Origin of the sequence: Acidovorax sp. HMWF029, assembly GCF_003060895.1 — a bacterium.
Lineage (GTDB): Bacteria > Pseudomonadota > Gammaproteobacteria > Burkholderiales > Burkholderiaceae_C > Acidovorax.
Map to the genome: position 1 here is coordinate 1 of NZ_QAIH01000135.1, position 7863 is coordinate 7863.

General features: G+C 60.3%; 9 protein-coding genes. 2 read left to right on the forward strand and 7 right to left on the reverse strand.

Translation table 11 applies throughout. From position 1 onward, the window contains the following. Positions 1 to 172 precede the first annotated feature (172 nt). A complete protein-coding gene (locus DBR12_RS09050; RefSeq protein ID WP_108616953.1) occupies positions 173 to 1444 on the reverse strand; it encodes an MFS transporter in 1272 nt (423 codons plus the stop codon). A 253-nt stretch (positions 1445 to 1697) separates the two neighbouring features. On the opposite strand from DBR12_RS09050, the gene DBR12_RS09055 reads away from it, so the two are divergent. After that, entirely contained in the window at positions 1698 to 3401 is a 1704-nt protein-coding gene (locus DBR12_RS09055; RefSeq protein ID WP_108616954.1) for a flagellinolysin, read from the forward strand. Positions 3402 to 3417: 16 nt separating this feature from the next. Here the strand turns inward: DBR12_RS09055 and DBR12_RS09060 are convergent, their stop codons facing one another. Beyond that, complete coding sequence (locus DBR12_RS09060) at positions 3418 to 3855, reverse strand: thermonuclease family protein (protein WP_108616955.1); 438 nt, start codon at positions 3853 to 3855, stop codon at positions 3418 to 3420. Positions 3856 to 4291: 436 nt separating this feature from the next. Between DBR12_RS09060 and DBR12_RS09065 the strand changes: the two genes are divergently transcribed. After that, on the forward strand, positions 4292 to 4915 hold the full coding sequence (locus DBR12_RS09065) for a DUF2242 domain-containing protein (protein WP_233244374.1): 624 nt from the start codon (positions 4292 to 4294) through the stop codon (positions 4913 to 4915). Positions 4916 to 5044: 129 nt separating this feature from the next. On the opposite strand, the gene DBR12_RS09070 is transcribed toward DBR12_RS09065, so the two are convergent. From DBR12_RS09070 to DBR12_RS09090, 5 genes are all read right to left on the reverse strand, one after another. Next, entirely contained in the window at positions 5045 to 5539 is a 495-nt protein-coding gene (locus DBR12_RS09070; protein ID WP_199226663.1) for a hypothetical protein, read from the reverse strand. A gap of 198 nt (positions 5540 to 5737) precedes the next feature. Beyond that, a complete protein-coding gene (locus tag DBR12_RS09075) occupies positions 5738 to 6178 on the reverse strand; it encodes a GCN5 family acetyltransferase (protein ID WP_108616957.1) in 441 nt (146 codons plus the stop codon). A 100-nt stretch (positions 6179 to 6278) separates the two neighbouring features. After that, positions 6279 to 6710 (reverse strand): acetyltransferase, encoded by a 432-nt coding sequence (locus tag DBR12_RS09080; RefSeq protein WP_108616958.1) that lies wholly within the window; start codon positions 6708 to 6710, stop codon positions 6279 to 6281. A 32-nt stretch (positions 6711 to 6742) separates the two neighbouring features. Then, positions 6743 to 6925: a hypothetical protein gene (locus tag DBR12_RS09085; RefSeq protein WP_108616959.1), complete on the reverse strand. Its 183-nt coding sequence runs from the start codon at positions 6923 to 6925 to the stop codon at positions 6743 to 6745. Next, on the reverse strand, positions 6922 to 7548 hold the full coding sequence (locus DBR12_RS09090) for a DUF2971 domain-containing protein (RefSeq protein ID WP_108616960.1): 627 nt from the start codon (positions 7546 to 7548) through the stop codon (positions 6922 to 6924). The genes DBR12_RS09085 and DBR12_RS09090 overlap by 4 nt, the downstream gene beginning before the upstream one ends. Between the last annotated feature and the right edge of the window lie 315 nt (positions 7549 to 7863).

Here is a 7863-nt window from a genome sequence, read left to right on the forward strand (position 1 = left end):
GCGGGAAGGAGAGGGCGTTCATGGTGTGCGCTGGCTGCAGGCAGTGGACGCATGGTGCCCCGCTCCAACGCGCTGTGCAAGCCTGCTGCGCAGTTTTTACCTGCGCGACACAAACGCCCTCGCGGCTGTGTCCGGCATATCTGCGCGGTTCGCGCCGGGGGGGCGCGTGCTCTCAGCCCGTGGCCTGCGCCGCCTCTTCAAAACGGTCCACCGTGCGCAAGGTCTTGAACGCCAGCATCCAGCCGCCCACCACCCCCAGCGTGCACAGGCCGCCCACGACGGCGGCGGGCACCACGCCCAGCCAGGCGGCGCTGGTGCCCGCGCGAAACTCGCCCAGCTCGTTGGACGAGCCGATGAACAGCATATTCACCGCGTTCACCCGCCCGCGCATGGTGTCGGGCGTGGAGAACTGCACCAGCGTGCCCCGGATGTACACGCTCACCATGTCGGCCGCGCCCGCCACCAGCAGCGCCGCAAACGACAGCCAGAACAGCGTGGACAGCGCAAACACCAGGTTGGCCACGCCAAACACCGCCACGGCGATGAACATGGTGCGGCCCACATGGCGGTTGAACGGGCGCATGCTCAGGTACAGCCCCGCACCCACCTCGCCCACGGCCATGGCGCTGCGCAGCGCGCCCAGGCCCGCAGGGCCCACATGCAGCACCTCTTGTGCGTAGATGGGCAGCAGCGCCACCACGCCGCCCAGCAGCACAGCGAAAAGGTCCAGCGAGATGGTGCCCAAAATGATGGGCCGCGAGCGGATGAAGCTGATGCCAGCGCCAAAGCGCTCCAGCATCGTGCCCTGCGCGGGCCCTGGCGCCGTGCCGTGCGCCACCGGAACCCGCAGCACCAGCGCCACCCCCAGTGCGAAGCACGCGCAGCACATGGCATAGGTCAACTCGCCGCCGCCCAGCGCATACAGAAGGCCGCCCAGCAGCGGCCCACCAATGCTGGCCACCCGCATCAGCATGCTGTTGGCAGCCATGGCCTGGGCCAGATGCCCGCGCGGCACGATCTGCGGCAACAGGCTTTGCATGGCCGGGCCCGAGAACGCCCGTGAGCACCCATACAGCACCAGCACCGCGTAAATGCCCGCCACGCCGCTTGTGCCGTGGCCCGACAACCACCACAGCAGTGCGCTGCATAGCCCGCCCACAGCCCAGCTGGCCGCCAGGATGCGCTTGCGGGCAAACCGATCGATCAAATCGCCCGCTGGCAGCAGCAGGCACAGCATGGGCAGAAACTGCGCCAGGCCCACATAAGCCAGCGCCAGCGGCTCGCGGGTGAGGTCATACACCTGCCAGGCCACCACCACGGCCTGCACCTGGGTGGCCACCACGGCCACTACGCGCGCGACCAAAAAAGCAACAAAACCGGAATGGCGGTAGACGCTGGCGTGCTCTGCATCGGGCGCCGCAAGGGGGGAAAGGGGCGAGTTCATGGCAACGGAGATAGCGCGGCCCCGACGAGCGGCGAATACACCGGGCAGCCGTAGGGATAAACCCTGAATCCTACCGGCAGAGCGCCCTGCCCGCCGCCTCCGCCCGGAAAACTCCGGAATTTTTCCGTTCAGGTTTTGCGGTGGTCTGTCGATAAAGACAACCAGAAGCGGCTTTCAGGGCCCCGGCGCTTTGGCGTCACGGTCGATAGCTGCGGTTTTATCCATCGCTCAACAGGAGTGCACGGAGCAGGCCATGGGGTTGACGATCAACACCAACGTAATGTCGCTGAATGCGCAGCGCCGGCTTGGCAATGCGCAGAACGACATGGCCACGACCGTGCAGCGCCTGTCCTCGGGCCTGCGCATCAACAGCGCCAAGGACGACGCGGCGGGCCTGGCGATTTCCGAGCGGTTCACCTCCCAGATCCGGGGGCTGAACCAGGCGGTGCGCAATGCCAACGATGGCCTGTCGCTCATGCAGACGGCCGAGGGCGCACTGCAAAGCGTCACGGCCAGCCTGCAACGCATCCGCGAGCTGGCCGTGCAGGCCGCCAACGACACCAACAGCGCGTCCGACCGCCAGGCCATCCAGGCCGAGGTCACGCGCCTGGCGCAAGAGATCGACCGTACCGGCCGCACCACGCAGTTCAACGGCATGGATGTGTTCGACCGCTCCGAGGCCAGCTTGGTGGGCGACGAGAACCTGCTGTCCGTTTTTGACGGCCTGACCAGTGCCGGCAGCTGGCTGGAGAGCAGCGAGAACCTGATCCGCACTTACTACGGCATCCAGGGGGACGGCGCCGCGCTCGACATCCGCTACACCGGCTTCACCGACAACGCCGGTGGTACGGCCGCATTTGTGCAGGTCACCGGCTTTGACGGCCAGGGCCGTGGCAACAACCTGGTGCTGCAGGTGGACATGGCCGACTTCGTGCCACCCAACCCGCCCAACGGCGGCTCTGCGCCGTTCTATAACGACCGCGTGATTGCCCACGAAATGGTGCACGCCGTCATGGCCCGTGCCACCAACTGGAATGACATCACCAGCAACCACCTGTGGTTTGCCGAAGGCACAGCCGAGTTCATCCACGGCGCCGAAGAGCGTGTGCGCGCTGACGTGAACAACCTGGGCACGGCGGCCGTGGTCGCGGCCATTGGCGGGCCGTCGAACACCAGCGAGTTCTACTCGTCCAGCTACTCGGCCGTGCGCTACATGCACGACCGCATCAAGTCGGCGGGCGGCACCGGCATCAAGGACGTGCTCAGCTACATGAGCAAAAACCCCGGCTCCACGCTGGACGCGGCCATTGCTGCCGCATCGGCCGGGGCTTTCACCAACGCGGCCGATGTGCTCACACAGTTCGGAACCAATGGTGCCGCCTTCATCGGCGGCTTTAACCTGAACAATGCCGACACCGGCGCCATTGGCGGCGCCGACGTGGATGGCGGCATGGTGCGCGACGCCAAGGCTGCCCTGCCCAACCAGGGCAGCCGCTCGGGCAAAGACGTGCTGCAGGGCTTTACCGAAACCTACGAAAACATTGCATCGACCAGTGGCGCCATCAGCACCAAGGTCTTCCAGGTGGGCGCCAATGCCAACCAGACCCTGGAAACCCGCGTGGGCGCCATCGGTCTGGGCGCCATGGGGCTGCGCAATACGCTGGACGTAACCACCTCGGCCGCGCAGGCTATCGTGTCGGTAGACCGCGCGCTCGACTACGTGAACAGCCAGCGAGCCGTCATCGGCGCACAGTCGTCGCGGCTGGAGTCGGCCATTTCCAACTTGCAGATTGGCAGCGAGAACCTGTCTGCCAGCCGATCGCGCATCACCGACACCGACTTCGCAGTGGAGACCTCCCTCCTGGCGCGCCAGCAGATCCTGCAACAGGCGGGCAACGCCATGGTGGTGCAGGCCAACCAGATGCCCCAGGGCGTGCTGGCGCTGCTGCGCAACTGATCCAGCGCGGTCCCGCTCAGCGCTTGCTGCGCCGGTGCCGGTAATCCCACGGCGCCAACGGTCGCTTTTGCGACCACAACCCTGCTTGCTGGCTGCGCGCCTGGCGCTGCAGCGCCACCAGCTGCGGGCGTGACTCGGCGTAGGGCGTGTATACCCAGGCCAGGCCCGCACGCACCTGGGCCGTGGCCACGTCTGCATTGCCGCAGCGCACATGCGCCACCGTGCGGCCATAGCTGTCTTCATCCACCGGCTGCAAACTGGCACGCTGCCTGAAGCACATCCGTGCCAGGTTCTGGCGCGACTTTTGGCCGAACGCCTGGCGCGACTCGGGCGCGTCGATGGCGGCAATGCGCACCTTTACCTGCTGGTAGGTACCGGGCGAGCCGCAGCGCACGGTCAGGGTGTCGCCGTCGCTGATGGCGACGACCAGGCAGAGCAGGGAAGCAAGGGGCACGGGCGGGCGGTGGGGTGGTTGAGCAGGGCACTGCCACGCCTGTGGCCGAAAGTGCTGCAGTTTGACGAGTCTTTTTGGCCTTCTGCGCGCAATGGATAAGCGCTGATCGCTATCAATAGTGTAGCTGCTGCGAACCTGTCATCAGGGCAAACTGGTGCCCCTTGTTTGGAATTTACAGGAATGCCTTTTTTATGTGCAGCCTGCTGAAACCACGCCCCGGCGCGGGTTCTGCGGGTTGTTCCGGGGTTTATCCACAACCTGTTGCACATGCGGCGGGTATAACTTGCCGGAAGATGGTGGGCACGGCGAACAAACCCCGTCCAAACCCTGGCCATGTAGCAGCCGGTGGGCTGGCAGCTCCCTAAAATCGATGGAACCACGCCGGGCCTGTGCCGTCAGAGCACCCTGTGGCGCAGCGTGAAGAAGACAACCAGACATGACACCAAACTCCCAGACGCATTGCCCCTTGCCCCCCGCCGCACCGGCGGCCAGCGCGCCAGCCCGTGCCCCGCTGCGGGCGCTGGCCTTGGCCGTGGCAGGCGGTGCATCGGTCCTGCTGCTGGCAGGCTGTGTGGGCACCACCGTCAAGACCTTCGAAGTGCAGGAGAATTTTGGCTCCGTCGCCACCTACTCGCGCCTGTTTGACGCCACGCCGCAGCAGACCTGCGAGGCATCGCGCCGCGCGCTGCTGAGCCAGGGCTACGTCATCTCCACCCAGCAGCCCGAGCTGATCGAGGGCAAGAAGAGCTTTCAGCCCGAAGCCGAATCGCACCTTCAGATGGTGGTGCGCGTGGTGTGTGTGCCCGAGGCCAACGACGGCAAGGTCAGCCTGGGCTTTGTGACCGCGCTGCAAGACACCTACGCCCTGCGCAAAACCAACAACTCCGCCAGCGTAGGCGTGGGCGCCATCGGCTCGGTGTCGCTGCCGTTTTCGGCCAGCAGCGAATCGCTGGTCAAGGTGGGCAGCGAGACCATCGCCAAAGACACCTTCTACGAAAGCTTCTTCGACCTGGTCAAGCGCTACCTCGTGATGGATCAGGCGCAAGCCAGTGGCGGCTGAGGCTGCCAAGCCACCACGTCAGAGGTGTAGTTCAACGCAAAAGTAAGCAGACGCCGGAGCGCGTAGCGCAGCGGGAACCAGCAAGCGCAGCTTGTTGACTGTCCCGCTCGACGGCAGTGTGATGTGGCATTACTCGTATGCCGCCAGCACGTTGAAAATTTCCTTGGACAGTGTTTTAAATTGACTGTGAATGGACTCTGATAGCTTGGTTGAATTGTCAAAGTCTGGGGCTGAAAGTAGGGGAGCTTCGAAAATTGAATACTCCGGCATTGCCTCCTTGTTGACCCACTTTACTTCCCTTAGTTTTCTCCAATAGAGAATCTGCACATCTTTTGTTTGCCCAAGAAGCCATAGCTCAAAATTTGCATTTTTGTGCTTGAAGACAATCGCAAGTTTTAGCTTTTTGCTTTTGAGGTAATAATTTTGCAAATAGAAGTACGTGAAATCTACATATCCATGCAACACATTCGCAGTTGTGTATTCACTTTTGTACTTCTTGGAGAATTCTGTTCTTAGATTTTGAACAATACCAACTAGATCCTGATAGGTCTGTTGGAATTCTCCACTGGAGAAGATGGCTTTATAAGCCGGTATGCGTGAGTTTAGATTTTTTCTCGGCATCAACCATTCCCTCCACAATCTGCTGACACATGACATCAAGGATGTCCTGCATAACCCTCGCGAGTCGGTGGTAGTGCGGATCGGGATAGGCCGCAAGGCGTCTTTTTGCAGCCAATAGCCCGGCTATTGGCAAGAAAAGCAACGCAGCGGACTGCCCGAGGCCGCGCTATCACAGACCGCAGGGAGTTATGCAGGACATCCTTATGCATCGCGGCGCCTCCTGGGCGCAAGGCCGCGAAGTATTTCCAGGCGATTTGAAGGAGCGTCTGCGGCAAAGAACTCAGGAATTGTCATTTCGTCACGTTGTGGCCTGGACAGGAACTCCACTGGCCATTCGGTGATGCGCTCCTCGCAAATGTGAGCATATTGCCCCGGCGCTGATTCGTTGATGTACTCGCGTTGCAGGACCAAGGCAAGCGGGTCCTCTGTTCCGGCGTTTGCATGGGCAAAGTCGTCGGCTTCCTCGTAAGTTTCGAACGCATAGTAGTAGTCGCTCCCATCGGCCTCATCAGGAGCGCCACGCTCAGGATGGCACCACACACGGTACTCAAGAACGGCATCCCAGACAAAGCCGCCGCCAGACATTGCGGTAGCCGGGTAGTCACCAACTTTGGAGGGGTCTAAAACAGCGGGATAGCGCATGGGTTGATGAACGATGTTCTACGCCGCCAGCATGTGCGGCTTTGCAGTGAAGGCGAAGCCGCAACGGAAAAGACGTCGCCGCGCCTGGCCTTGTTAAAAATCAGAGCACCATATGCAACAGCGGATATTGCTTACCTTGCCCATCGACTGGTGAGCGACCTATCACTTTAAATCCAATATGTTGGTAAAAGCCTAGCGCCTGCTCGTTTTGTTCATTTACATCGACCTTTGAAGCGCCCTGCTCTTTGATAGCATGGGCTGACAGCATTGCACCAATGCCTTTTCCGCGAGCATCTGGGGAGATGAATAACATCTCGATATTGCCATCAAGGACGCCGCAAAAACCTTGAATTTCGCCTTGTGCATCTTTGGCGCAGCGTAGGTCAACGGCATCGAAATATTGTTCCAAGATCAATGGCTTTAAATTTTGGAGGTCCTCTTCAGCTAGAAAATCATGAGTGGCTCTGACCGATTTTTCCCAGATTTCTATTAGCTTGAGGTGGTCGGTTTTTACTGCGATATCGATAGTCATCACTAAACCCGACTGAAAATTTAACGCCCTAGTTAACCGGCGCCGGAGCGCGAAGCGCGGAGGGTACCGACACAGGCCATGAAAATGCCGAAGGCATGGCCTGTGTTGGCGTCCGCGCTGAACGACCAGCTAGGCTGGAGCCTGTTGTCGCGCTGTTGCATTTTCGCGCTAACAACCGAGCGCATGAAGATACTGGGCACGCCGATCTCCTTCATGCGTATTTTATTGCTAGCTCCCGCCAATCTCTAGCATTTCTTACGCTTGACTGGAAAACCTTGGTACCTTCAAAGCCTGCAATGGCGAGAATGGTTTCCTTTATGGCTCGGTAGAGCGGGTCAGGTGCCCAAGGGTTGATCAAAATTCGCTCGATGATCTCAGGTGCGATGGGTACATCCTTCGCGGTGTGAGTCTCGGTTGGGCTGTCAAAAAGGAATCGGTACTCTTTCTCGTCTTTGTATGCGGTACGTTTGGAGAAAGGGAGGTCAATGAGTTTTGGTTGCGAATCTTTGATTTGCTTCAATGTAAGGTAATTGACTGCGCCGTGGCGAATGCTGCTTGCTTCAGCTTTCGATATCAATTTATCCTTGTTGAAGACAATGCACACACCATCATTACCGGGCGAGAAGACTTTCCAATGGTGATATGTCTCTGCTGCTTGTGCAAAGCAGAGAGCAAGACATGTCTTGCTCTTAGTGGCTTTCGCGTAAGCCCCCATAAGCTCTCGGTCGTTTTGGTCATCCCATGTGTCGGGTGGCAGTAGTGTTATGGCGCGCTGTCTAAGTATTCTTAGTAGGGCAGGTAGACTTGTATAGCGTCTGAGTTCTGATTTGGTGTCCATCGGATAACCGTCCTTTGTGAAGCCTAACGATTAGCGTTTATCTGACGCGAGACAAGCTGCAAGCAAAGCACACCGGCATTCATATCGTCAGATAAACCTCGTTGGAGTAAACCGCGGCCCACAGGGCAAGGCGGTCACACGTGATAGGGGAATGCTCGGCAGTCAGCCTTGCATGACTGCCAGCATTATGCGCAACGCCCCTAGGTAGGGCGGGCCTCTTTTGCGCAATAGCGATTTGCAGGCAAGGCGTGGGCGGGTAGCCCGCGCCCAACGGGCTTGCCGCCACCTCGCGCGCGGTATCCAGAGCGAGCAAAG